We start from the raw sequence: 22,258 nt of genomic DNA, 5'->3' as shown, positions 1-22,258 counted from the left end.
CGCTGGGCGGTAGGTTGAACTGCTCACGCCGCCTTGTTCTTTGCAGCGCGCTTCGGATTTTTCTGCTCAATTTCCATGTCCATGTCGTTCCAACCGGCAAGGAACCATGAGCCGTGGAACGTGTGAGAGGCGAATGGGTTGGCCAGTTTGCCGCCTCCGTTGCGGCGACATTCCCGGCCAAGGTAGTAGACGCTGGGATGCTCGCCGCAATCGCTCATGGCTATGCACCTAGCAGGTGGTGGAGTGGGGCGAACGGGATATCGTCGTCGAAGCTTTCGTAGTCCGGGCCATTGCCGCCCTGTTGGTTCTGCTGCTGGGCGGGCGGCCGCTGCTGAGCGCGCTGTTGCTGGCGTGGCTGCTGTGCCTGCTGGCTGCTCTGCGATTGCTGCGGCGGGCTGCCGGCGAACTTGATGATGATCACCCGGCCAGTGAGCTTCACCCCCTGCGTCTGATCGGACTTGGTGAAAACCTCGACGTGTGCGTCGTCGATGGTGAAGTGAACCTGTTGGCCTTTGACCAGGTACTGGGCCATGGACTCGGCCTGCTTGCCCCAGAGCGTGGCATCCACCCACTGCGTGGGGCGCTTGCCATCCTGCCCCTTGCGGCCGTAGTCGCAGGCGATTGCCAAGTTGCACACGGGGTCGCCGTTCGGGGTGTAGCGCAGTTCTGCGTCGCGGCCAATGCGGCCGATATGGCCACTCAACTCAGGCACCGAATGGCATGGTCCGGGTGACCCTGGCCAAATTCCAAGCGATCGTCGATCAAGCCATCAGGAACAACCAGGTATGAGCCAGGCACTCGCCCGACAGGTCATCGAGATCAAGCTGATGGCCTGGGCCACGGCGCGCCCGATCCGGGTCGCGAACTTCGAGCAAGGATTCGAGGCCGGGGCTGACGAAACGTATCTGCAGGCGTTCCAATTGCCGGCGGGAACCACGTGCCGCTACTTGGGCGGCGATGCCTACGAGTACTCTGGCGTTTACCAAGTGAGCATCGTCTGCCCGGCTGGCCAGCCACTGGCTACCGCCGAGAGCCTGGTCGATGAGCTTTCGAGCCTCTTCCGCGTGGACTCGGAACTCAGCCGCAACGGCTTCGAGGGCCTGGTCACCGAACCGGTTGGACAGGGCCCAGCCATCACCGAGTCGGCGACCTACACGGTCCCGGCCAGCTTCACCTACCGCGGCGTAGCTGACTCATAAGTTCTCTCCCGCGCAAGGGAGTAGCAAGGAGCCAAGCGATTTCCGGGATTTTGGGTCTCAAGCTCGCCTGCAAAGGCGCGCCTTAGTAGCACGTTAAGTGTTTTCTATTTCTGGTATCTAAGGCAACATGCCGCTGAGCTCGGCACCGTACCATAAGGCCGTCTCTTTAAAACTAAATACACTGGGTCGGACCAGTTAAGCGAATAAGGACCTTTAGATGTTGGTAAGGATGTTTTTGCTCTTGAGTTTTATGGTGCTTGGTGCTTGCGCGAGCAATTTAAATTTAATTCAGCGTGCGGACGAAACTAAGCCTCTCGATCCTAATAAGGCTGTAATTGTCGGCTTTGTTTCCGAAGCTTTCCTCACGCAGCCCCATGGGCTTAAAGTTATGCTGAAATATCAAGACCCCAATAAAGATGCGGTGGATACCCGTATATCTCTTGATACGCTAGGGCGGAAAAATGAAGTCACTGGCGACGACATACTAAAGAGTAATGTGCTGGGAAATAGCTTTGTATACGAAGTGCCTGCAGGCACATATGAGTTGACGCACTGGTACTACACCTATTATGACGGTCTGAGTGTGAAGCAAAACAAGAAACTTGAGTTCACCGTAAAGCCTGGTGAGGTAGCATATATTGGCAGTTTTCACGCTAACTCGCTATTTATGTGTCTCTACGGAAAAGATGATTACTCAAACGCGATTGCGGTTGTTAAGAAAGCGCACCCGTTCTTGGCGAATGCGGTCATTTCCAATCGCTCACAAACAATGACATTCCCAGGCTGGCCTAATGTAAACGCTGAGGACGTCCTGCAAAAAGGATTGTGCAACATCCAGTAGCCCAATGCCTTCCGGGGTGATACCACTGCAAGACCCTATTTATCCATCAAGCCCGCCGCGTGCGGGCTTTTTCGTTTCTACCCAAGAGGAAAACACCATGGCCGCACGCTTCAGCCACACAAGCGACATGGGTTCTGGTTTTACGCTGCGGTCTTGAAAAGCGCTGATCAGGCTCGAAAATCAATTCCGCAACTCCTGGTATGCCCCTTGATTTTAAAGGGCTGCAACGTTGTTAAAAAAGCTTCTATGCGGAACTGAAAGGCTGGTAAGCTACTGAAATTCAAGGAAATGCAGGGCGGATTGCAAATCCGTCTACGCCGGTTCGATTCCGACCTCGGCCTCCACCATTCGAAAGCCCCGCAGATTAACGTCTGCGGGGTTTTTCTTTATGGGCCCAAAAAGCCAAGAGTTCCGAAACAAAAGGCATGGGGCATGCGCTACAGCGGACCCGCAACAGAAGGCCATATCGCGGCAGTTGAAAAAGTTTGTGAGAGAGGGAGATTGCGTCAGACCATGACTGCTGCCATGGCGTGGGGGCGGCAGCGCGCCCGGGACTGGATCACCGAGAGCTTTTCGCCTGCGCCTACCGGCCTTGAAGTTAAACCCTCTGGACGCAGGCCTTCACGTACTTCCAGATAAGGATGCTGGAAAACGGAACGCTCTTGAAAAGCCATCGGTCGTATCTCCATCGGAGGCGCATTTGAGGCGCACAATTGGAGAAAATGATGAGCCTTCAGTCCATAAGCCATAACCTGTACGAGCACACCTACCTTGGGTACCAGGCATCTATCTACGTGCTGTGGGAGGCTAGCCTTGATTTTCCCACTGGGATGCTGGTTGAAGTAGGGAGACCAGGCACTACGGCGCGCACCATGCGTGTGAATCGCCCATTCTCCTCCCCGTTTGAAGCAGTTATCGAAGGAAAGGTAATGGTCGAACAGTACGTGCAGAGTCAGAACGGCTGAGCATGATTGACGTGCACAGCTTTCAGGCCGCTGCTTTGGGCCGAACCGCATTCAGGTGAAAGCCGTTTGCTGTCGCATCCAGCTCTATCAGGTCCGCTAGATGGCATTACCAACCCTCGAGCCTCGAAGGCTCGGGGTTGGGCTGCGCTGAATGCCTTCTGCTACAAGCAGGTCAAACTAAGAAAGTCGTTCGACCAATGGCAGTGCATTTACCTGTGGTCGAGCGAAAAGAAATCCTTGCATCAAATCAATCCCCAATGCTGCCAATGCTTGGCACTCTGCATCTGTCTCGATCCCCTCGGCGATCAGCGTGATGCCCAGCCGTTCGGCTACCAGAACGATACCTGCGACGATGGCTTGCCGAACCGGATCCTGGCTGATTCTCCGCGTGAGTGCCATATCCAGCTTCAGTACGTCTGGCTGAAATTCTGCGAGGAGATTCAAGCCTGAGTAACCCGAGCCGAAGTCATCTATCGCAGTGGTGAAGCCCTGTCGGCCGTATTCCTTGAAGATTGCTTTCAAGTGCTCGGTATCGTCGATCCGCTCACCTTCGGTCACTTCGAACATGAGCTGATTGGCAGGGAAGTCGAATGTCCGGGTGGCTTCCAGGGTAGCTCGGATACAGGTACTGGCACGGTAGACGGCGTTGGGCAGAAAGTTGATGCTCAATTTACAGTCCGCATGCCGTCCCAGTCCTAGTGCTGCCGCTTGCTCGATGGCCTTCACTCGACAGGCCTGATCGAAACGGTACAGATTATCGGGCGACACCTTGGCCAGGATTTGCGCAGCGCTTTCACCGCTTGGACTGCGAACCAATGCCTCATAGGCAAACGGCCTACCTGAAGGAACGTGAATGATTGGCTGGAAGGCCATCGTAATGTCGAAACCCAGGCTCGCAAGGTCGCGACATTGGGAGCAGCCAATCGCTAGAAAGGGCTGGGAGAAAACGGGCTTGCTCATGGGTTATCGCCGAGGTGCGTGAGTACGATGTTGAGAGCGCTTGAATCCACAGCAAGTTCCAATTTGTACCCACTCGCCCTGGCTCAGGGGCAGTCTGCCGTGAGGCTCAGTCTGTAGACGCGTCCACCTGGCGTTAGGGCGAACTGTGTTCTAACGGCATCGGACCTTCGGGAGTTTATTTGTGGGCTAGAAACCTGTTTCTTATACATGGTCGTCGCTGGCGTACAAGATTCAGGGCCGCCTGTCAGACTGCGACGGATTTTGACGCCTATTTTATGGATGTCGCCGGAGGCAGCGCTAATGTGGGTACGTCACCTACATAAACGCGTATGTCGAAGGAGGCCGACATGATTATCAGAGGAGAGGTGTTTTGGGGCTGGGCCGACCCGACCCTGCATCACCGCGATCACGTAGAGGCGCTGGATGACGGAACCGTGATCGATGTTCAGGCGAGGCTGTCTCGAATAGGGGGCACGCAGCTTTTCATCGGCGTTTACTCGTCTTCAGGCGCCAGGCTTCTTGAAGAGGCCTACGATGAACGTCCTGGAGAGTCGATGACCCGCGCTCTTGCATGGGGTGTGGGACGCGCCAGGAGGATTGCGATGGAGGGTGCGCCCAGGAAGATTGCAGCCAGGGCATGACCCTTGAGGTCAACCACGAAGCCCAGCTCCGCGCTGGGCTTTTTGCATCTGGCGACACTACGCCCCCACAGTGCTCTCTCAAAGGGGGATACATGAAATACTGCTCGCATTGCTAGCCATGCCCGGCGTGGTTGGATACTCATCGCCGGATGCATTGAGCAAACCCGGCTAGGTACGCTTTCCGAGCATCGACGATCCTTGCCTCACCGTAACCACTGGGCCTTGCCACCAATGTCCTGCATACCTCCCAACGCGATCTACGCCAAGCGCTTCGAAGCGGTGCTCACTCATATCCAGGCCAATCTTGAAGGTGACCTGTCGGTGAATACCCTGAGCGAGATCGCGAACTTCTCGACCTTTCACTTCCATCGGCAGTTCACTGCGTACGTCGGCGTGCCCGTCGCGCGATACGTGCAGCTGATGCGACTGCGTCGGGCTGGGCAACGACTGGCGGGGGATGACAGCCATTCGGTGCTGGACGCTGCGTTGGACGCCGGCTTCGAAAGCCCCGAGGCGTTCAGCCGTGCGTTTCGCCGGGCCTTTGGCATGTCGCCGAGCACCTTTCGCCAGGCGCCGAGCTGGCAGCTGTGGAATGCGGTATTTGCCATTCCTCATTTTTCCAGGAGTATCGTCATGCAAGTTCGGATCGTGGACTTTGTCGAGGTCAAGGTGGTAGCGCTGGAGCACCATGGTGCACCGGCATTGCTGGACCAGACGGTCGGGCGCTTCATCGATTGGCGCAAGCGCACGGGCCAGTCGCCGGTGGAGAGCAGTCGCACATTCGGCATCCCATACGGCAACCCCGACACCACACCAGCGCAGGATTTTCGCTTTGCCATCTGTGGCGAGATCAATCAGCCGCTGGTGCCTGGTGACGAAGCGGTGCGAGAGCTCATCATCCCTGCCGGGCGTTGTGCGGTGGTGCGTCATGTCGGCTCGCCGCATGCCATTGGCGAGACTATCTATCCGGTCTATCGCGACTGGTTGCCGGGCAGTGGTGAGGAACTGCGCGACCATCCGCTGTACTTCGAGTACTTGAGCGTGTATCCGCAGACGCCGCTCGAGCAATGGCAGACGGATATCTACATCCCCCTGCGTTGAGAGCTGATCAATAGGTGGCGGTGATCGCCAGCGCCAGTTGTCGGTCGCTCATGAAGGGGGGTGTGGCGCTGGCGCGGTATTCACGGCGTGCCTGTTCGAAGCGAGCTCCGCGAATGGCGCCGTCGGAGCCGATGAAGGCGAGTGCGTCGTCCTTGGACGATTTCATGGCGTCGGCGCCATCGGAGGTGAGTGCACTGGTGCCGGCGAAAACAATGGTCGGTGCCAGGGTTGTAAGCATCAGCGCCACTTCGAAAGGATTGGCGTTTTCGTTGGCATTGGCCATATGGCTGACGGTGGTCAGGAGGGCGATGCCGATGACTGTCCGTGCGTGCATGTTTGTCTGTCGCTTCCGTTCTTGTGCAAGTACGCGCTTGGGGACGCTGGGCGAACCCATTAGGGCACAGCCTGCCATGCGCTTTTCGTCGGGGAAGGTTTAGCCTGAAGCAGTTAGCGGCGTGGCGCAGAAAAAGAAAAACCCGCCATTTGGGCGGGTTCAAGAACGTATCGAAGCCAGGTCACTATGCCCCTGTGAATGTCAGCATTTCGTGAAAGGCATGTCGACAGACTGTTTCTAGATGTGGCTGAGTTCCAGTCGGCTGATCACGCACACCGAGCCGTCTTCGGCGGCGGTGGAGTCGCTGTAGTCCACCTGGTTATACACGCCGCCATGGAAATTGAAGGCGCGGACGTTCCAGCTCTGGGTCATCTGCAGGACGCCGGTGCTGCACGTGCGCCCGTTGCAGGTGGCGCTGAGCGTTGCCGCACCGGCGCTGGTGACTTCGATGCTGATCTCGAATGGGGTGTTCAGCGGCACGTCGGCCAGTACGTTGCTACTCAGCGGCGTGAGCTGGTTGAAGTCCTGGCGAAACCCCAGGGTGATCTTGCCCCTGTTCCAGAACACCTTGATCACAGGGCTGTCGTCGTCCTTGACGTGCATCTGCGAAATCACCACTTTTTGCGCCGAATTGACCTTTTCCAGGGTCATGCGCTGATGATTGCTGTGGCGGGTGGCGCTGGTCAGGGACCAATAGCGCGCTTCCTTCCACTCGCAGCGGGTGCGGTGGGTGCTCTTGCTCGACGCGCCGCGGGTCGGAGCGCTCATGCGGATCGAGCCGTCGCTGAGGCGGGCGATTACCTGGGTGAGGGTGGCCAGGGCCTGGGCCCCGGTCAGTTCCAGCGCCACCGGATTGCTGGGTGACTTGGGCACGGGCGTGGTGATGATGAGGTTTTCCATGTTCACGGCCATTGCTGTTCTCCTTGCAAAAAAGACAGGTCCTACACCTAGTGCGAACCTGGAGGAGCGGCGCAAGTTTCAGCTGATCCATGAGCGGCAAAAAAACGCCCGCCATGGCGGCGGGCAAGACGTTCTGAAGGGAGCAGCGCAAGATTACGGCCTGCGCAGTTAAGCGAGCGTTAACCGGTTCAATGATTGACCGCGACTTCCGATAAGCCTATACAGGCCCCCCAACACGGAGCTGCGCGATGCACGAAGAAGACGATCTCCCCGAACCTGAGCACGATCACTTGCTCGATCACGAATTTCTCTACGAGGACTTCGACCCTGAGGCCGATGCCCAGGGCGCCGAGGATGAGATCGAGGAAGACGAGGCGCTACAGGATGATCTCGACGATGACGAGCAAGACCATCCTGCCTGGCATGACCACCCTGACGACTGAGTCAGCGCCGGTCCAGCGAGAAGCGTCCGGCGCCTGTCACAGCCAATAGCAGCAGCCCGCCGATGATGCTCATGTTCTTGAAGAACTGGGTCATGTTGGCTGCGCGCGCAGGCTCGACCATGTTCCAGAACGGGTGGCCGATCAGCGCCGTGCCAAGCACGAACAGGGCGAACAGCAACGCCAGCGGCCGGGTGTAGAAACCGAGTATCAGGAGGATGGCGACGAAGAACTCTATGATCACTGCGACCGCCGCCGCGACCGTGGGGGCAGGGGCGCCCAGGGAGGCGAGATAGCCCACGGTGCCTTCGAAGCCGGTCAGTTTGCTCCAGCCAGAGAGGACGAAGAGGATCATCAGGAGGATGCGCGCCAGAAAGATGATGGCATCGCGTTGACCGTCGAAGAGGGTGTAGCGCATGTCAGTGCTCCGGTGGACAGTGTCAGCATCCACTCTAGCAGCTGCGCAAGCCTTTGCTGCACGAACGAAAAAGGCGCCTGTTCAGGCGCCTTGGACGAGGAATATGGTGCGAGTGGTGGGACTCGAACCCACAAGGCTTGCGCCGACAGATTTTAAGTCTGCTGTGTATACCAATTCCACCACACTCGCACACTTGATCGGGTCACCGGGACCGGCACGCTTCAATGCTGAAGGGCAACACAATCAAGCGCGCTTTATAACCCATCGTTATAGGTGAGTCAACCGCGCTGCCGGTTCAGGGGCGAATCAACTGGGCGATTTCGCGCATGTCGTCGGCGCTGTTGCGAAGCTCCTGCACCTGTTCGCCCATGGCGGCGGCATCGTCCTGATGCACCGAGTGGCGCAGAAAACGGGTATGGCCATCGAGTGCCTGGCACAGGTGGTCGATCTGCCGGGCGGTGTGGCGTAGGTCGTCCCGCAGGCCCAGCAGACGGAAATTGATGGCCATATAGGTTCCATGACAAGTGGGGGGCTGGGGTACTATAGGGTAATCCCCGGCTTGCTGTCATTGCGCCATGTATCCGACAGTGATGCCGTGCACTAAGCTCCTCTACAGTTCCTCTTGTCGTGCTCGTGGAGCCCGCATGGTTTCGACCGATCGTCCTGCCCCGCCGCTCATGACCGCCAATCGCTACGAACAGCTGGTGCAGGCGGTGGTGGATTACGCCATCTACATGCTCGATCCGACCGGCCACGTCGTGTCCTGGAACCCAGGGGCCGAGCGGATCAAGGGCTATTGTGCCGACGAGGTGATCGGTCGGCATTTCTCGTTGTTCTTCACGCCACAGGATTGCGCCGACGGCCGCCCGGCACGCCTGTTGCGCCAGGCGCTGGAACAGGGCGTGGCACAGGACGAAGGCTGGCGGGTGCGCAAGGACGGTACGCAATTCTGGGCTCTGGCGGCGCTGGACGTGGTGCGCGATGAGCATGGCGAAATCATTGGTCTGGCCAAGGTGACGCGCGATATCACGGATCGACGGGATTCGGCGTTGCAGCTCGACTCGATGCGGGTACAGCTGTTCCAGGCGCAGAAGCTCGAAGCACTGGGGCAACTGACCGGTGGTCTGGCCCATGACTTCAACAACCTGCTGACCATCATCCTCAGTTCGGCGCGCCTGGCGCGTGCCAGTGGCGATCCGCAGCGGATAGAGCGCCTGCTCGAGCATATCCTCGATGCCGGGGAACGTGGCGCGCAATTGACAAGCCAGTTGCTCAGCTTCGCTCGCCATCGGCAACTGGACATCAGCACAATCTCCCCTGAGGAGTTGGTTGCGTCCACCCGTAGCCTGGCGGAGCACGCCCTGCCTGACGGCATCGAGCTGAACGTGCGCGTGGCGCCGGAGTTGCCGGAAATCGAAGTGGATGCCGGACAGTTGCAGATGGTCCTGCTCAACTTGCTGTTCAATGCCCGTGATGCCATCAGCGGCAACGGGGCAATCGGCCTGGACGTGGCAGTCGTCGAACTGGCGGGTGAGGTGGAAGCGTTGCACGGGCGTTTCCTGCGTTTCGATGTGCAGGACAGCGGGCATGGGATCGATGCGCAGGTGCTGCCGCGGATATTCGAGCCTTTTTTCACCACCAAGGCCTTTGGTAAGGGAACCGGACTGGGGCTGAGTCAGGTCTATGGTTTTGCCAAGCAGAGCAATGGCGCGATCTGCGTTGCAAGTTCGGTCGGTGAGGGCACGTGCATGAGCCTTTACCTGCCGATTTCATCGAATGTGCCTGAACCCTGAGACACGAGGTGCACAGTACGTCATGGTAGAAACACTCAAGCGACTGGCGACCGGTATCGAAGGTCTGGACGCGCTGCTCAAGGGCGGCCTGGTGGCAGGGGCTTCCTACATCGTCCAGGGGCCGCCCGGGGCGGGCAAGACCATCCTCGCCAACCAGTTGGCCTGCGGTCATGTGCGTGACGGTGGGCGGGTGCTGGTGGCGACGCTGCTCAGCGAATCGCATGAGCGTCTGTTCAAGTACCTCTCGACCCTGGAGTTCTTCGACCCGGCGCTGGTGGGTGACCAGATCCAGTTCGTCAGTGCCTTCGATACGCTGCAGGACGAAGGGCTGGAGGCGGTGGTGCGTCTGTTGCGCCAGGAGATCGCCAGGCAGCAGGCCAGCCTGTTGATCGTCGATGGCCTGCTCAATGCTCGGGCACGGGCCGAAACCAGTCTCGATACCAAGAAATTCGTCGCCGAACTGCAAGGGCACGCGGCCTTTGCCGGCTGCACGGTGCTGCTGCTGACCAGCGCCCGCCTCGATGAGGGCAGCCCAGAGCACACCATGGTCGATGGCGTCATCGAGTTGGGCGAACAGCTCGAGGGCAGCCGCGCCGTGCGTCACATACAGTTGCGCAAGACCCGAGGCAGCGGCGCGTTGTCTGGCGTTCATGAATGCCTGATCAACGAAGCGGGGCTGCAGGTCTATCCGCGCCTGGAGGCGTTGTACAGCCACCCGAGCAACCTGGGTTCTGACACCCTGGTGCGTATCACTACGGGTGTGAAAGCGTTGGACGAGATGCTTGATGGCGGCCTGGCCGAAGGGTCGGTGAGCCTGCTCATGGGGCCATCGGGAGCGGGCAAGTCATCCCTTGGGCTCGGCTTTCTTGCGGCGGCCACGCCTGAGGCGCCAGCGCTGCATTTTGGTTTCTATGAGCCGCCGGCGCGCCTGAGGTTGAAGGCGGCTTCGCTGGGCTACGATTTTGCCGAAATGGAACGCCAGGGTGCCTTGCGACTCAGTTGGCAGCCGACCACCGAGGGCCTTCTCGATCAGGTTGGGGCACGCTTGCTGGCGCAGGTGCAAGCCTTGGGGGCGCGGCGTGTAGTGATTGACAGTCTGGGCGCCTTCGGGCGACTCGCTTTCGATCAGGCGCGGCTCAATGGCTTCTTTCGGGCTCTGACCGGCGAGCTGCGGGCGCGGGGTGTCAGCGTGATGCTGACCTGGGAGATGCGCGACCTTTTCGGCTCGGAAATCACTTCGCCGGCGCCGGACCTCTCGAGCATCGTCGACAACCTGTTCCTCATGCGTTTTGTCGAGCTGGACTCGCAGTTGCGGCGCGTGTTGTCGATTCTCAAGGTACGTGACAGCCACTATGATCCGGCACTCCACGAGCTGGCTATTGGCGCCGATGGCATTACCCTGCGCAACGCATTCGCGGGGGCCAGCGGTGTGCTGTCGGGAACGGCCGTACCCCAGGGGGACCGCTGACGGTACCGTGCAATGAATACCATCCTGATCGTCGATGACGAATACCTGATCGCCGACATCCTCGGATTCGCCCTGGAGGATGAGGGGTTTCTGGTAGAAAAGGCCAGCAACGGGCGCAAGGCGCTCGAGGCCCTGAGGGACAAGCGGGTGGACCTGGTGATCACCGACTACATGATGCCGGTGCTCAATGGCGAGGAGTTGGCGCGGGCGATCCGCGACGAACTGGAGCTGGTCGACCTGCCGGTCATTCTCATGAGTGGCGCGCAGGCCAGCCAAGGGCGCGACAGCCCGGGGTTGTTCGAGGCGGTGTTCGACAAGCCGTTCGACATGGACAGAATGATCGCCAAGGTACGCGAGCTGCTCCATACCTGAAATGCAGGCGGTATCCCGCTGGGACGTGCCGGATTATCAAGCGCGTCCGTGCGGCTTGAGGCGAGGGTGGTCAGTGTTGGTCGTCGGCTTTCTCCGGGGCGGGGTTGCCGGCCTGAATGCGCTTGAAAATCTCTTCACGATGGACCTGGACATCCTTTGGCGCATCGATGCCGATCCTCACTTGCATCCCCTTGACGCCCAGAATGGTGACTTTGATGTCATCGTTGATGACGATGCTTTCGCCAACCTTGCGGGTGAGTATCAGCATTTAGTTCTCCTTGGTGATGTAGAAATCCGTTGGGCCATGTGCCGCAGCGGTGGGAGCCTGTCCCTCTTCCTTCTAATTAAAGACGCTTTCGGAAGATATTAATTCCTGAGCGGACAAAATCTGTTGGCGGTCTTCAGTTGCAGGTGCCGAAATCAACCGGGTCAGGTCAATCGGCGAAGGTGCTCGGTGGCAAGGATAGGGGGCTGGAGCGAATATGGGAAATTTCTCTGCTTTATGTTGTAAATAGCCCTGGTCAATGAAACTTCAGAGCGCTTCCAGTGCCTGCAGAAAACGTAGCAAGGCCACCTCTTCCTGTTCCAGGCCCTTGCGTGCCCGGGCTCGCGGAAGTTCGGCGAGACGGCCCAGGTGGAAGTGCTCGAGCAGCGCTGGATGGATGTAGCAGCGTCGGCACACCGCCGGCGTATTGCCAAGACGCGTGGCCACCTCGCGGACGATGGCCGCGACCTGGCGCCTGGCCTCGGCCTCCGGCTCCCAGGCCAGCGGGCGCAGCAGGCTCAGGGCCAAGGCGCTGCCGCCCCAGGTACGGTAGTCCTTGGCGGTGAAGTCGGCACCTGTCAGTTGCTGGAGGAACAGGTTGATGTCACTGGAGCCGATGCGATGGCGCTGGCCGTCCTCATCCAGGTATTGGAAGAGTTCCTGGCCAGGCAACTCCATGCAGCGCTTGAGCAGTTGCGCCAGGCGCCGGTCGCGCACGGTGATGCTGTGCTCGACGCCGCGTTTGCCGCGAAACTGGAAGCGAATGGTGCTGCCCCTGACCTCGACATGCCGGTTGTGCAGGGTGGTCAGTCCGTAGGACTGGTTGTCGCGCAGGTATTGACGGTTGCCGATGCGGATCAGGGTGTTGTCGAGCAGGCTGACCACCAGTGCCATGACCTTTTCCCGGTCCATCCCGGGGCGTGCCAGGTGCTGGTCCAGGTGTTGGCGCAGCCTTGGCAACGCCTGCGCGAAGGCCAGCATGCGCCCGTACTTGTGCTCGTCGCGTAGTGTGCGCCACTCGGCGTGGTAGCGGTACTGCTTGCGCCCACGGGCGTCGCGACCGGTGGCTTGCAGGTGGCCCTGCGGGTCGAGGCAGATCCACACATCGGTGTAGGCGGGCGGGATGACCAGTGCGGCAATGCGTTCCAGCGTATTCGCGTCGCGCACCCGCGTGCCATCAGGGGTCAGGTAGATGAAGCGTCCGCGCCAAAGGCGTCGGCTCAGGCCAGGTTGGGTGTCGTCGACATAGTGCAGGGTGCGGGGCAGGGTGATCTCGGGCATGGCGCAGTCCATCGACCAGTTGTCTTATCGGTGGACAACGGCAGCGCCTGAGTTGCTCAGGCCAACAGTGCCACCGATTTGATCTGCGCCCATAACGCCTGGCCCGGCTGCAGTCCGAGCTGGTCTGCCGAGTACCGGGTGATGCGCGCGAGCAAGGCGCTGCCGGCAGCGTCGAGGCTGACCAGCACGTGCGCCGGGTTGTCGGCCGGGCGGCATTCGCGCACGGTCACCGGCAAGCGGTTGAGGATGCTCGAGGTGCCGTCGTGGGTGAGGGTGAGGCTGACGTCGCGGGCCTGGACCTTGAGGCGCAGGGTGCTGCCGACATGCAGGGCGGGATGGGCGATGCGCAGCAGCGCACCGTCGCTGCCCGGCAGGCGCAGGTCGAACAGTTCGTAGTCGGGCTGGTGGCCGATCACCACACCTTCGAGCACCACGCCCGCTTCCTCGCTCTGCGCCAGCGAGAGGTCGAGGCGCGCAAGCGTCTGGCCGATCGGACCGCTGGCCATGACCTTGCCCTGCTCCAGCAGCACCAGGTGATCGGCCAGGCGTGCGACCTCGTCCTGGGAGTGGCTGACGTACACCACGGGGATGTCGAGTTCGTCGTGCAGGCGTTCGAGGTAGGGCAGAATCTCGCGCTTGCGCGGGCCGTCGAGGGCGGCCAGGGGCTCGTCCATCAGCAGCAGTCGGGGGCTGCTGAGCAGGGCGCGGGCGATGCCGACACGCTGCGCTTCGCCGCCGGAGAGAGTGATGGGCTTGCGTTCGAGCAGGTGCCCGATCCCCAGCAACTGGCAGGCCTGGTCCAGTCCGACCTTGCGTTCGCTGGCCGAGACCCGTCGCCAGCCGAATTCCAGGTTACCGCGCACCGAGAGGTGCGCAAACAGGCTGGACTCCTGGAACACATAGCCTACCGGGCGTCGATGCGGGGCGAGGAAGGTGCCATTAAGACTGTCTTCCCACACCTCGCCGTTGATCTCGATGTAGGCCTCGCTGGCGCGTTCCAGGCCGGCCAGGCAGCGCAGGCAGGAGGTCTTGCCTGAGCCCGAATGGCCGAACAGTGCGCTGATCCCGCGGCCCGGCAGGTCGAGGTCGACGTCCAGGGTGAAGTCGTCGCGTGCCAGTTTCAGGCGCGCGTGCATGCGTGAACTCATCTCAGCTCCAGCCAGCCTTGCCACGGCGGCCAGCATAGAGCATCAGCAGCACCAGGAAGGAGAACACCAGCATCGCACCGGCCAGCCAGTGCGCTTGCGAATAGGCCATGGCTTCGACGTGATCGAAGATCTGTACCGAAACCACGCGGGTCTTGTCGGGAATGTTGCCACCGATCATCAGCACTACACCGAACTCGCCGACGGTGTGGGCGAAGCCGAGGATGCTGGCAGTGATGAAGCCGGGCCGGGCCAGTGGCAGCACCACGTGGATGAAGGTATCCCAAGGGCTGGCCCGCAGCGTTGCGGCCACTTCCAGCGGGCGCTGGCCGATGGCGCTGAAGGCGTTCTGCAGTGGCTGGACCACGAAGGGCATCGAGTACACCACCGAGCCGATCACCAGCCCGGTAAAGCTGAACACCACGGTGCCCAGCCCCAGCGCCTGCGTGGCCTGACCAAGCCAGCCGTGGGGGCCGAGCGCGATCAGCAAGTAGAAACCGATCACTGTCGGTGGCAGCACCAGGGGCAGCGCCACGACTGCCCCGACGGGCCCGCGCAGCCATGAGCGGGTGCGGGCCAGCCACCAGGCAATGGGCGTGCCCACCACCAGCAGGATCAGTGTGGTCAGGCTGGCCAGTTTGACGGTCAGCCATATTGCCCCCAGGTCACTGGCGTCGAGTGGCATCAGATTTCATAGCCGTACGACTTGATCACCGCAGCGGCTTTCGGGCCCTTGAGGTACTCGACCAAGGCCTTGGCCGCCGGATTGTCCTTGCCCTTGTTGAGAATGACGGCGTCCTGGCGGATCGGCTCGTGCAGGCTGGACGGGACGATCCACGCCGAACCGTTCTCGACCTTGCCATCCTTGTAGATCTGCGACAGGGCGACGAAACCAAGCTCGGCGTTGCCGGTGGAGACGAACTGGAAGGCCTGGGTGATGTTCTGGCCTTCGACGATCTTGCCCTTGGTGGCGTCAGTCAGCTTGAGCTTGTCCAGCACCTGGGTGGCGGCCAGGCCATAGGGGGCGGCCTTGGGGTTGGCGATGGACAGGTGCTTGAAGTCGTTCTTCTTCAGTACTTCACCCTTGTCGTCGACATAACCGGGCTTGGCGGACCACAGGGCGAGGGTACCGATGGCGTAGGTGAAGCGCGAGCCTTCGACGATTTCCTTTTCCTGCTCAAGCTTGGCAGGCGTGCTGTCGTCGGCGGCGAGGAACACTTCGAACGGCGCGCCGTTCTTGATCTGTGCGTAGAACTGTCCAGTGGCGCCAAAGGCTGCAACCAACTTGTGCCCGGTGTCTTTCTCGAAGTCCTTGGCGATCGCCTGGATCGGCGCGGTAAAGTTGGCCGCCACGGCGACCTGAACTTCATCGGCCCAGGCGCTATTGAGTGAAATCAGGCTGGCCAGGGCGGTGGCGGCCAGGTGGGACAGGCGAATACGCATGAAGACGACTCCTCGGAGGCTTATCGTTATATTGCGAAATATATAGCGATAAGTCGTTCGCCGGGAAGAGGTGAAATCATGGCAGGGTGCTATCGACGCGCCAAGCCTGTTTCAACGGTGCAGGCGTACAGGGCGGCGAGCGCGCCCTGAGCGGTGTAGCCGTTGGGTTACAGCGCCTTGCTGACCTGAATGTCGCTGATTTTCTCGGCGTCTTCGCCATGGATCTTGCGCAACGCCTCCAGGGCTTGCTCCTGAGAGGCATCGGGCATCACGGCAAAGTCCCAGCGGCGTTGGCCATCGAGCTTGTACTTGATCACGTATTTGAGGTTCTGGGTCATGGCAGGGCTTATCCGAGTTTCGACGACGAGCGACGGATGATCTTGATCTTGTGGGTGAAGCTTGGCTTGCGCGTCACCGAGATCGGGCGCGTGGTCACGGTATCGAGCGTGATGTTCCAGAAGCCGGTGCTGGGGACGGTGATTTTCGCCGGGAAGCGCTCGAACAGACCGCCGTGGTAGGTGTGGCGGCCGCCGTTCTTGAAACTGCGGAAGTTGGCGTCGTTCATCAGGCGGATGTTGCAGCGCTGAGAGCACTCGATAACGACGATGTCGTCCTCGTTGAGGTGCTCGCGCTGGTGGACGAATTTCATGTGGGGCTCCGCGAGGTTGGGATTTCTGCAAACGCCCAAGATACCACGATGTCAGGGTACACTGGCGGGCTGGACGGCCGGGCCAGGGAGAAATCTGCCAAAGCAGGGAGCAAAACCGCCCGGACGTTGTCGAACGATTTCTTTGATTGGCAGAGGTGCAACGAATGAAGTGGGTGATGGCGGCGGTGACGCTGGTACTGGGTGGTTGCGTCAGCGTCTCGGAGCTGGAGCAGTCGCGAGAGACGCTGGACGTGATCTCCGGCAAGACGCCGCGTGAGTATGCCGATTGCGTCAAGCAGAAGCTGGGCGACAGCCGTGATCCGCTGGTGGAAGAGTCACGTGGTGAAGGTCTGCGTCTGATCGTGCCGCAGAAGCTCAGTGCCGGTGTCGGCCCGGCAGCCCTCGTCGATATCGACAAGCGTGGCAGCGGTAGCGCCATCAAGCTGCATGAACGGTTGAACAACTTCCCTCTGCGCCTGGGTGATGTGCGCAGCGCAGCCACCCAGTGCATCTCCGGTTCTTGATCCAGCGCAAGCAATACCTCGTTAGGCGGGCAATCAAGGCCTTGTGACTTGTAGGGACATTGTTCCGGTTTACCTATCCGGACTAGTATCCATTTCCTTATGTCTTTTAAGACTAAGCTTATAACAAGGAAATGGAGTGTCCCTGATGAACCCGATGAGTCGCGTCATGATCGGCAGCCTGCTGATCCTGGCCTGGCCCGCGGCGCATGCCGTCGATGGCCAGAAAATCTTCACCCAGGGCGGGCAGAATCCTGCCGCAATGGCCTGCCTTGGTTGCCACGGCCCGGACGGCAAGGGTATCGCCGCCGCCGGTTTTCCCCGCCTGTCCGGCTTGTCTGCCGGGTACCTGAGCAAGCAACTCGATGACTTTCGTTCGGGCAGCCGCAAGCAGCCGGTCATGGAGCCGCTGGCCAAGGCGCTGAGCGACGAGGAAATTCGTGCGGTCAGCGCTTGGCTGTCCACTCAGCCTTCCGACCCGGTTACGGGGGTGCGCCGTCAGCAAATAGCCAGCAATCCAACCGAGCGCCTGGCCTTGTATGGCGACTGGAATCGGGAGATTCCTGGTTGTGTGCAGTGCCATGGCCCAGGTGGTGCGGGAGTTGGCGAGCACTTTCCACCGCTGGCCGGACAGCCGGCGGCTTATCTGGTTGCACAGCTCAATGCCTGGCGCGACGGCAGCAGGCGCAATGACCCCAACCAACTGATGGTCGGTGTGGCCAAGGCCATGGCCGATGCCGAGGTGACGGCAATCGCCGACTACTTCGCCCACGCCGCCCACCAGGAGGTCGCGCCATGAAAGCCCTGATCGCAGCATTGTGGCTCAGCGCAGGCGTCGTCCAGGCGGCGGAGATCGCCATGCCAGACCAGTCGCAGCTCAAGGTGCCCGACAGCCAGGCCACGCCGGTATTCGTGCCGCCCGCAGAAAGCGAGTTGCCGGACAACGCGTTCGGCCAGATGGTCCGCCAGGGGCATGCGTTGTTCGTCGATACCCGCCGCTTGATGCCTGAGGCTGTCGGCAATGGCATGAACTGCAGCAACTGCCACCTCGACCAGGGTCGCATGGCTCACTCCGCGCCGCTGTGGGGCGCTTATCCGATGTATCCCGCCTATCGCAAGAAAAACGACAAGGTCAACACTTACGCCGAACGTATCCAGGGCTGTTTTCAGTTCAGCATGAACGGCAAGCCGCCGGCCGCCGACAGCCCGCAGATGACCGCGCTCAGCGTCTATAGCTACTGGCTGGCGACCGGCACCCGCACCGGTGTGGAGACGCCCGGTCGTGGTTATCCGGAGGTGCCGCAACCCAAGGACGGCTATGACTTCAAGCGCGGCGAACAGGTGTACAGCGAGCAATGTGCGATCTGCCACGGTGGCAAGGGCGAGGGGCAGAAGGTCGCGGGTGAATACGTCATGCCGCCGTTGTGGGGACGTGATGCCTACAACTGGGGGGCCGGGATGCACCGGATCAACACCGCCGCGTCCTTCATCAAGCACAACATGCCGCTGGGCAAGCCGGGCAGCCTGAGTGACCAGCAGGCGTGGGACGTCGCGGCATGGATCAATCGCCATGAGCGCCCGCAGGATCCGCGTCTGGTGGAGGGCTCCATCGAGAAGACCCGGGTGAAGTTTCATGCCAACGACGGCGTCAACCTCTATGGGCAAAAGGTCGAGGGTGTATTGATCGGGCAGGGCACGGGCGGCTGAACACCGCGCACCTGTCATATTCCCGCCGTGCCGCTGTCACTGCCCTGCAATCGCCTGCAGGTTGCAATGTCGCATCTTCCTGAAGGAGTGCGGCCATGGAACTCTGTGTGATCGGGGCGGGGTATGTGGGGCTGGTCACGGCGGCCTGTTTTGCGCAAATGGGCAATCGCGTGGTCTGTCTGGAGCATGATCGCGCGCGCCTGGCCCAGTTGCGTCAGGGGCAGTGCCCGATCTACGAGCCCGGGCTTGCTACGCTCGTGCAGGAGGGCCTGCACAGTGGCCTGTTGAGTTTCACCGAGCACTGGGATCATGCGGTGGCGCGGGTCGATGTGGTGTTCATCGCCGTGGGCACGCCCAGCCATGAAGACGGCTCGGCGGACCTGCAGCACGTGCTGGCGGTGGCCGACAGCCTTGGGCGGCACATGATGCGCCCATGCCTGGTGGTGAACAAGTCGACCGTGCCGGTGGGAACGGCCGAGCGGGTCGCGCGCCAGGTCAACAGTGGCCTGCGCGAGCGAGGGGCCAGTTTCACGGTGTCGGTGGCGAGCAATCCGGAGTTTCTCAAGGAGGGCAGCGCCGTCGAGGACTTCATGCGTCCCCAGCGCATCATCATCGGCACCGACAGTGATGCCGCCACTCAATGCTTGCAGCGCCTGTACGCGCCCTTTGTGCGTAATCGGGAGCGCGTGCTGGTCATGAGCCCGCGTGCCGCCGAATTCAGCAAGTATGCTGCCAACGCCTTCCTGGCCACCAAGATTTCCTTCGTCAACGAACTGGCGGGCCTGTGTGCCGAGCTGGACGTGGATATCGAGCAGGTACGTCGCGGGATCGGCAGCGACCGGCGCATCGGCAGCGATTTCATCTACGCGGGCTGCGGCTATGGCGGTTCATGCTTTCCAAAGGATGTGCGTGCGCTGATCCATACGGCCGAGCAGCACGGCTACCAGCCGGCGATCCTGCGTGCGGTCCAGGCGCGCAACGCGCAGCAGAAGACCTTGTTGTTCCAGGCGCTGCAGCAGTACTTCGGCAGCAGCTTGCGCGGGCGCAGTGTGGCGTTGTGGGGCTTGGCGTTCAAGCCTGGCACCGATGACCTGCGCGAAGCACCCAGCCTGGTGCTGCTCGACGCCCTGCTGGCAGCCGGGGCACGGGTCCGGGCCTGTGACCCGGCCGCGCTGGCAGGGGCGGCGGCGGCTTATCCGCAGGCGCTGGCCAGTGGTCAATTGCAGTTGGGCGATGATCCCTATGCTTGCGTGGAGGGCGCGGATGCACTGGTTCTGGTGACCGAATGGAAGCAGTTCCGCCAGCCAGATTTTCGTCGGATCAGGGGCCTGATGCGTATGCCGGTACTGTTCGACGGGCGTAATATTTACGATCCGTCGGAACTATCTACACTGGGTTATCTCTATCATGGCATCGGTCGGCCGCAGGTGGGGCATTGTAAGGTGACTGCCGCCTGATTAGACTGCGCCGAATACCACAGGCCCAGCCCTTGTTTAAGGATGTATATGATCAAAAAATGCTTGTTCCCGGCAGCCGGTTACGGCACCCGCTTCCTGCCCGCTACCAAAGCCATGCCCAAGGAAATGCTGCCGGTGGTGAACAAGCCACTGATCCAGTATGGCGTTGAAGAGGCCTTGGACGCCGGTCTGAACGAGATCTCCATCGTCACCGGGCGCGGCAAGCGCGCGCTGGAAGACCATTTCGACATCAGCTATGAGCTGGAAAATCAGATCAAGGGCACCGACAAGGAAAAATACCTGGTCGGTATCCGTCGTCTGCTCGACGAGTGCTCGTTCTCCTACACCCGCCAGACCGAAATGAAGGGCCTGGGCCACGCCATCCTCACCGGTCGTCCTCTGATCGGCGATGAGCCGTTCGCCGTGGTCCTGGCGGACGACCTGTGCGTCAACCCTGAAGGTGACGGTGTACTGACGCAGATGGTCAAGCTGTACAACCAGTTCCGCTGCTCGATCGTCGCCATCCAGGAAGTCGATCCGCAGGAAACCAACAAGTACGGCGTGATTGCTGGCGACATGATCCGCGACGACATCTTCCGCGTGACCAACATGGTCGAGAAGCCCAAGCCTGAAGATGCGCCATCGAACCTGGCGATCATTGGCCGCTACATCCTGACCCCGGATATCTTCGATATCATCGCCAACACCGAGCCGGGCAAGGGTGGGGAGATCCAGATCACCGACGCGCTGATGCAGCAGGCACAGAACGGCTGTGTCATCGCGTACAAGTTCAAGGGCAAGCGTTTCGACTGCGGCGGCGCCGAAGGCTATATCGACGCCACCAACTTCTGCTTCGAGAACTACTACAAGACTGGCAAGGCCTACTGAGTCCGAGCCTGCGCTGCAGCGCCATTTTCTTGTTGTCTGGCGCTTGCAGCGCGTCACGAAAAGAGCCACCCTCGGGTGGCTTTTTTTGTGGAGTCTGGAAAGTGGCCTACGATTTTGATCTGTTCGTGATTGGTGCCGGTTCCGGCGGTGTGCGTGCGGCGCGCTTCGCAGCGGGTTTCGGCGCGAAGGTGGCGGTAGCCGAGAGTCGCTACCTGGGGGGCACCTGTGTCAACGTCGGCTGTGTGCCGAAGAAGTTGCTGGTGTACGGTGCACATGTCAGCGATGAGCTGGAGCAGGCGGCCGGTTACGGCTGGACTCTCGAAGAAGGTCATTTCGACTGGGGCACCCTGATCGCCAACAAGAACCGTGAGATCGAGCGCCTCAACGGCATCTACCGCAACCTGCTGGTCAACAGCGGCGTTACCTTGCTGCAAGGCCATGCACGCATGACCGGTGCCCATGAGGTGGAGGTCGAAGGTCAGCGCTACAGCGCGGCGAACATCCTCATCGCCACAGGCGGCTGGCCACAGGTGCCTGACATCCCGGGCAAGGAATTGGCGATCACCTCGAACGAGGCGTTCTACCTCAAGCAGCTGCCACGTCGGGTGCTGGTGGTGGGTGGAGGCTACATCGCCGTCGAGTTCGCCGGCATCTTCCAGGGCCTGGGCGCCGACACCACCTTGCTTTACCGCGGTGACCTGTTTCTGCGCGGCTTCGATGGGTCAGTGCGCAAGCACCTGAAGGAAGAGCTGGAAAAACGCGGCCTGGACCTGCAGTTCAATGCTGATATCCAGCGCATCGACCAACAGGCCGATGGCAGTCTGAAGGCTACCCTTAAGGATGGTCGGGAGCTTGTGGCCGACTGTGTGTTCTACGCCACCGGTCGCCGTCCGATGCTCGACAATCTGGGGCTGGAAAATACCGCTGTGGAGCTTGATGAGCGCGGTTATATCCGGGTCGACGACCTGTACCGTACCACCGAACCTTCGGTGTTCGCCCTGGGGGATGTGATCGGTCGGGTGCAGCTTACTCCGGTCGCCCTTGCCGAAGGCATGGCGGTGGCCCGTCATCTGTTCAAGCCTGACCAGTATCGTGCGGTGGACTACCAGAACATTCCAACGGCGGTGTTCAGCCAGCCACCGATCGGGACCGTGGGCCTGACCGAGGAGCAAGCGCTGGCAGCCGGGCACAAGGTGCAGGTTTTCGAGAGCCGCTTCCGCGCCATGAAGCTGACGCTGACCGACCTGCAGGAAAAGACCCTGATGAAGCTGGTGGTCGACGCCGAGACCGACAAGGTCCTGGGTTGCCATATGGTCGGGCCGGACGCGGGCGAGATCATCCAGGGGCTGGGCATTGCGCTCAAGGCTGGCGCCACCAAGCAGCAATTCGACGAAACCATTGGTGTACACCCCACAGCGGCCGAAGAGTTCGTCACGATGCGCACCGCAACGCGCTGACACTCAGGCAGCA

Annotated in this window: 29 protein-coding genes and 1 tRNA gene; 15 read left to right on the top strand and 15 right to left on the bottom strand. The window is 60.8% G+C overall.

Annotated features, from left to right (window positions below):
* Positions 1-23: 23 nt before the first annotated feature.
* Complete coding sequence (locus tag HU748_RS24180) at positions 24-218, bottom strand: hypothetical protein (RefSeq protein WP_186720886.1); 195 nt, start codon at positions 216-218, stop codon at positions 24-26.
* 2 nt (positions 219-220) lie between these two features.
* Positions 221-712 (bottom strand): single-stranded DNA-binding protein, encoded by a 492-nt coding sequence (locus HU748_RS24175; protein ID WP_186722252.1) that lies wholly within the window; start codon positions 710-712, stop codon positions 221-223.
* Between the two features lie 73 nt (positions 713-785).
* Here HU748_RS24175 and HU748_RS24170 point away from each other — a divergent pair, with 73 nt between their 5' ends.
* Together HU748_RS24170 and HU748_RS24165 are read left to right on the top strand one after the other, a co-directional pair.
* The gene (locus HU748_RS24170) at positions 786-1,199 is read left to right on the top strand and encodes a phage tail terminator-like protein (protein ID WP_186722250.1); all 414 of its coding nucleotides are present in this window, start codon (positions 786-788) and stop codon (positions 1,197-1,199) included.
* A 217-nt stretch (positions 1,200-1,416) separates the two neighbouring features.
* Positions 1,417-2,040, top strand: a complete 624-nt coding sequence (locus tag HU748_RS24165; RefSeq protein ID WP_186722248.1) for a hypothetical protein — start codon at positions 1,417-1,419, stop codon at positions 2,038-2,040.
* Between the two features lie 1,142 nt (positions 2,041-3,182).
* On the opposite strand, the gene HU748_RS24160 is transcribed toward HU748_RS24165, so the two are convergent.
* Complete coding sequence (locus HU748_RS24160; RefSeq protein ID WP_186722246.1) at positions 3,183-3,965, bottom strand: EAL domain-containing protein; 783 nt, start codon at positions 3,963-3,965, stop codon at positions 3,183-3,185.
* A gap of 347 nt (positions 3,966-4,312) precedes the next feature.
* Here HU748_RS24160 and HU748_RS24155 point away from each other — a divergent pair, with 347 nt between their 5' ends.
* Positions 4,313-4,606 (top strand): hypothetical protein, encoded by a 294-nt coding sequence (locus HU748_RS24155; RefSeq protein ID WP_054892102.1) that lies wholly within the window; start codon positions 4,313-4,315, stop codon positions 4,604-4,606.
* 231 nt (positions 4,607-4,837) lie between these two features.
* Entirely contained in the window at positions 4,838-5,707 is an 870-nt protein-coding gene (locus HU748_RS24150; protein WP_186711588.1) for an AraC family transcriptional regulator, read from the top strand.
* A 7-nt stretch (positions 5,708-5,714) separates the two neighbouring features.
* Here the strand turns inward: HU748_RS24150 and HU748_RS24145 are convergent, their stop codons facing one another.
* Both HU748_RS24145 and HU748_RS24140 read right to left on the bottom strand, forming a co-directional pair.
* Positions 5,715-6,041, bottom strand: a complete 327-nt coding sequence (locus tag HU748_RS24145; protein WP_186669020.1) for a DUF2388 domain-containing protein — start codon at positions 6,039-6,041, stop codon at positions 5,715-5,717.
* A gap of 237 nt (positions 6,042-6,278) precedes the next feature.
* Complete coding sequence (locus tag HU748_RS24140) at positions 6,279-6,953, bottom strand: polysaccharide lyase family 7 protein (protein ID WP_186722244.1); 675 nt, start codon at positions 6,951-6,953, stop codon at positions 6,279-6,281.
* Between HU748_RS24140 and HU748_RS24135 the strand changes: the two genes are divergently transcribed.
* Positions 6,940-7,113, top strand: coding sequence for a hypothetical protein (locus HU748_RS24135; RefSeq protein ID WP_186722243.1), 174 nt, complete (start codon positions 6,940-6,942; stop codon positions 7,111-7,113). The genes HU748_RS24140 and HU748_RS24135 overlap by 14 nt on opposite strands.
* A 76-nt stretch (positions 7,114-7,189) precedes the next feature.
* Positions 7,190-7,384: a hypothetical protein gene (locus tag HU748_RS24130; protein ID WP_054892098.1), complete on the top strand. Its 195-nt coding sequence runs from the start codon at positions 7,190-7,192 to the stop codon at positions 7,382-7,384.
* Position 7,385: 1 nt separating this feature from the next.
* On the opposite strand, the gene HU748_RS24125 is transcribed toward HU748_RS24130, so the two are convergent.
* From HU748_RS24125 to HU748_RS24115, 3 genes are all read right to left on the bottom strand, one after another.
* Positions 7,386-7,799 carry a DoxX family protein gene (locus HU748_RS24125; RefSeq protein ID WP_186711585.1) on the bottom strand — a complete coding sequence of 138 codons (414 nt, stop codon included), beginning with the start codon at positions 7,797-7,799 and terminating at the stop codon, positions 7,386-7,388.
* Positions 7,800-7,903: 104 nt separating this feature from the next.
* Positions 7,904-7,988: transfer RNA gene (locus tag HU748_RS24120), tRNA-Leu, on the bottom strand.
* A gap of 106 nt (positions 7,989-8,094) precedes the next feature.
* Positions 8,095-8,307: a hypothetical protein gene (locus tag HU748_RS24115; protein ID WP_186722242.1), complete on the bottom strand. Its 213-nt coding sequence runs from the start codon at positions 8,305-8,307 to the stop codon at positions 8,095-8,097.
* 136 nt (positions 8,308-8,443) lie between these two features.
* On the opposite strand from HU748_RS24115, the gene HU748_RS24110 reads away from it, so the two are divergent.
* From HU748_RS24110 to HU748_RS24100, 3 genes are read left to right on the top strand one after another with little or no spacing between them, the layout of a single operon-like run.
* Positions 8,444-9,592 (top strand): PAS domain-containing sensor histidine kinase, encoded by a 1,149-nt coding sequence (locus HU748_RS24110; protein WP_186722241.1) that lies wholly within the window; start codon positions 8,444-8,446, stop codon positions 9,590-9,592.
* 22 nt (positions 9,593-9,614) lie between these two features.
* Complete coding sequence (locus HU748_RS24105; RefSeq protein ID WP_186669029.1) at positions 9,615-11,060, top strand: ATPase domain-containing protein; 1,446 nt, start codon at positions 9,615-9,617, stop codon at positions 11,058-11,060.
* Positions 11,061-11,072: 12 nt separating this feature from the next.
* Positions 11,073-11,432 carry a response regulator gene (locus HU748_RS24100; protein WP_186669030.1) on the top strand — a complete coding sequence of 120 codons (360 nt, stop codon included), beginning with the start codon at positions 11,073-11,075 and terminating at the stop codon, positions 11,430-11,432.
* Between the two features lie 70 nt (positions 11,433-11,502).
* Here the strand turns inward: HU748_RS24100 and csrA are convergent, their stop codons facing one another.
* From csrA to HU748_RS24065, 7 genes are all read right to left on the bottom strand, one after another.
* Positions 11,503-11,700: a carbon storage regulator CsrA gene (gene csrA / locus HU748_RS24095; RefSeq protein WP_186669031.1), complete on the bottom strand. Its 198-nt coding sequence runs from the start codon at positions 11,698-11,700 to the stop codon at positions 11,503-11,505.
* 264 nt (positions 11,701-11,964) lie between these two features.
* Positions 11,965-12,978: a DNA topoisomerase IB gene (locus tag HU748_RS24090; RefSeq protein WP_186711583.1), complete on the bottom strand. Its 1,014-nt coding sequence runs from the start codon at positions 12,976-12,978 to the stop codon at positions 11,965-11,967.
* Positions 12,979-13,034: 56 nt separating this feature from the next.
* The gene (gene modC, locus HU748_RS24085) at positions 13,035-14,126 is read right to left on the bottom strand and encodes a molybdenum ABC transporter ATP-binding protein (RefSeq protein WP_186669034.1); all 1,092 of its coding nucleotides are present in this window, start codon (positions 14,124-14,126) and stop codon (positions 13,035-13,037) included.
* Position 14,127: 1 nt separating this feature from the next.
* Positions 14,128-14,808: a molybdate ABC transporter permease subunit gene (gene modB / locus HU748_RS24080; protein WP_063545336.1), complete on the bottom strand. Its 681-nt coding sequence runs from the start codon at positions 14,806-14,808 to the stop codon at positions 14,128-14,130.
* A complete protein-coding gene (gene modA / locus HU748_RS24075; protein ID WP_186669036.1) occupies positions 14,808-15,566 on the bottom strand; it encodes a molybdate ABC transporter substrate-binding protein in 759 nt (252 codons plus the stop codon). Before modA ends, modB begins: the two co-directional genes overlap by 1 nt.
* Positions 15,567-15,733: 167 nt before the next feature.
* A complete protein-coding gene (locus HU748_RS24070) occupies positions 15,734-15,904 on the bottom strand; it encodes a hypothetical protein (RefSeq protein ID WP_172964765.1) in 171 nt (56 codons plus the stop codon).
* 8 nt (positions 15,905-15,912) lie between these two features.
* On the bottom strand, positions 15,913-16,215 hold the full coding sequence (locus tag HU748_RS24065) for a DUF1883 domain-containing protein (protein ID WP_186669038.1): 303 nt from the start codon (positions 16,213-16,215) through the stop codon (positions 15,913-15,915).
* A gap of 164 nt (positions 16,216-16,379) precedes the next feature.
* Between HU748_RS24065 and HU748_RS24060 the strand changes: the two genes are divergently transcribed.
* From HU748_RS24060 to gorA, 6 genes are all read left to right on the top strand, one after another.
* A complete protein-coding gene (locus HU748_RS24060; protein ID WP_186722240.1) occupies positions 16,380-16,739 on the top strand; it encodes a hypothetical protein in 360 nt (119 codons plus the stop codon).
* A 145-nt stretch (positions 16,740-16,884) separates the two neighbouring features.
* Positions 16,885-17,535, top strand: a complete 651-nt coding sequence (locus HU748_RS24055; protein WP_186722239.1) for a c-type cytochrome — start codon at positions 16,885-16,887, stop codon at positions 17,533-17,535.
* On the top strand, positions 17,532-18,443 hold the full coding sequence (locus HU748_RS24050; RefSeq protein WP_186722238.1) for a c-type cytochrome: 912 nt from the start codon (positions 17,532-17,534) through the stop codon (positions 18,441-18,443). Before HU748_RS24055 ends, HU748_RS24050 begins: the two co-directional genes overlap by 4 nt.
* A gap of 95 nt (positions 18,444-18,538) precedes the next feature.
* Complete coding sequence (locus HU748_RS24045) at positions 18,539-19,900, top strand: UDP-glucose/GDP-mannose dehydrogenase family protein (protein WP_186722236.1); 1,362 nt, start codon at positions 18,539-18,541, stop codon at positions 19,898-19,900.
* A gap of 48 nt (positions 19,901-19,948) precedes the next feature.
* Entirely contained in the window at positions 19,949-20,788 is an 840-nt protein-coding gene (galU, locus tag HU748_RS24040; protein ID WP_013973181.1) for a UTP--glucose-1-phosphate uridylyltransferase GalU, read from the top strand.
* A gap of 101 nt (positions 20,789-20,889) precedes the next feature.
* Positions 20,890-22,245 (top strand): glutathione-disulfide reductase, encoded by a 1,356-nt coding sequence (gorA, locus tag HU748_RS24035; protein ID WP_186711777.1) that lies wholly within the window; start codon positions 20,890-20,892, stop codon positions 22,243-22,245.
* Positions 22,246-22,258 lie beyond the last annotated feature (13 nt).

Origin of the sequence: Pseudomonas sp. RW3S2 (assembly GCF_014268955.1) — a bacterium.
In the GTDB taxonomy this organism is placed as follows: Bacteria; Pseudomonadota; Gammaproteobacteria; order Pseudomonadales; family Pseudomonadaceae; genus Aquipseudomonas; species Aquipseudomonas wayambapalatensis.
This window is presented reverse-complemented; position numbering and strand designations above follow the sequence as displayed.